The 1,668-nt window shown below is 44.5% G+C and carries 1 protein-coding gene and 1 pseudogene; both read left to right on the top strand.

The features are described from left to right. The first annotated feature begins 68 nt into the window (after positions 1 to 68). Complete coding sequence (locus tag RB620_RS30070) at positions 69 to 746, top strand: helix-turn-helix domain-containing protein (protein WP_308100843.1); 678 nt, start codon at positions 69 to 71, stop codon at positions 744 to 746. A 17-nt stretch (positions 747 to 763) separates the two neighbouring features. Next, positions 764 to 1,624: pseudogene (locus RB620_RS30065) on the top strand (IS3 family transposase); the annotation flags it as partial. Positions 1,625 to 1,668: the final 44 nt, after the last annotated feature.

The following is a 1,668-nucleotide window of genomic DNA, read 5'->3' as shown; positions in this document are numbered from 1 at the left end:
TGATATGCTCCCCATACGGTAGACAGGTGAAATAATAAAACCTGTTTACTGTAGGGGGAGCATTTTCTATGCCTAGAAATAAACTGAACGCTTTAGAAAAATTAGCTATTCTTCAAGAGATTGAAGCTGGTCATATTGGAGTGAGAGCAGCTGTTAAGAAGTATGGCTTCGCCATGTCTACGCTTGCGAATTGGCAACGTCGGTATCGGTTATACGGTTACGAAGGATTAGAGATCCGCACACACAATCATAGTTATTCCGAAGAGCTTAAGCATCAAGCGGTTAAGGATTATCTAAACGGGGGGTTGTCGCAGAACCAAGTCATAGATAAGTACAAGATCGCTAGTCGAGCGGCTCTCTTCAATTGGATTAAGAAGTATAATGGTCATAGCAGCTTAAAAGCCTATTCAGGGGGAACAACAGCTATGACCAAGGGACGCAAGACAACATGGCAGGAGAGGATCGACATCGTCCTGTACTGCCTTGCGATTGGACAAGACTACACGAAGTCAGCAAAGCAGTTCCAGGTTTCTTACCAGCAAGTGTACGGATGGGTGAGAAAGTATGCAGAAGGCGGCCAGGATGCTTTACAGGATGGTAGAGGGCGTACCAAGGCGCCTGAGGAGTTAACCGAAGTCGATGAGCAAAAGCTCGCGATGAAGAAGCTGGAGTACGAAAATGAGCGACTCAGGGCGGAGAATGCTTTCTTAAAAAAGTTACAGGAGTTGGAAAGGAGGCGTCTTTAAGCCAACATCGGCAGGAGAACGTCTATCTTGCCATACAAGCCGTTGGGCAGACGGAGTCGCTTCCTATTCGGCTTCTGTGTGAAATTGCAGGTGTTTCTAGATCAAGCTACTACAAATGGCTGAAACATAAGCCTAGTCTGCGTCAATTAGAAAATGAAGAGCTGACAGCGGTTATGATGTCAATATATGAAAAAGTAGAAGGTATCTTTGGCTACCGTCAACTCACCCTACATATGCGCAGAGAGACCCAAAAAAAGATTAACCCTAAACGCGTACAACGCCTGATGGAGCGCAAAGGAATCCAATCGGTTATCCGTAGAAAGAAAAAGAAATATGAACGTTCTACGCCGCAGCAGGTAGCCGAGAATGTATTGAACCGTGAGTTTCAAGCGGAGGCACCAAACGAGAAGTGGCTAACGGACGTAACGGAATTCAAGTATGGCCATAGTCAGAAAGCGTATTTAAGCGCGATTCTCGATCTTCATGATAAATCGATCGTTTCTTATGTGTTAGGACATTCCAATAATAATCCTCTTGTATTTGAGACGTTGGAATTGGCCTTAACATCCGTATCTGAGAGCAAGCCGTTGCTTCATAGCGACCGTGGTTTTCAGTATACCTCTCTAAAGTTTAAGGAAATGCTTGATGAGGCTAAGCTCAAGCAGAGCATGTCTCGCGTTGGTTGCTGCATTGATAACGGCCCCATGGAGTCCTTCTGGGGGACTTTGAAATGCGAGAAGTATTATTTGCATACCTACCAAACCTTTGAGCAACTAAAGAGCGACATTGAAGACTACATTCACTTTTACAATTACGAACGATTACAGACAAAATTAAACGGCCTTAGTCCAATGGAATTCAGAACCAAGGCCGCTTAACGACTTTTATTTTTTGTACTGTCTACTTGACGGGGTGCAGTTCA

The sequence above is a fragment of the Paenibacillus sp. LHD-117 genome, from assembly GCF_030929555.1.
In the GTDB taxonomy this organism is placed as follows: domain Bacteria; phylum Bacillota; class Bacilli; order Paenibacillales; family Paenibacillaceae; genus Pristimantibacillus.
Note: the sequence above shows the minus strand (reverse complement) of the source record. Positions and strands in the feature narration are given on the sequence as shown.

Bases quoted from the DNA above. Each gene is read 5' to 3' on its own strand.
- RB620_RS30070 (WP_308100843.1), top strand. From the start codon at position 69: ATGCCTAGAAATAAACTGAACGCTTTAGAAAAATTAGCTATTCTTCAA.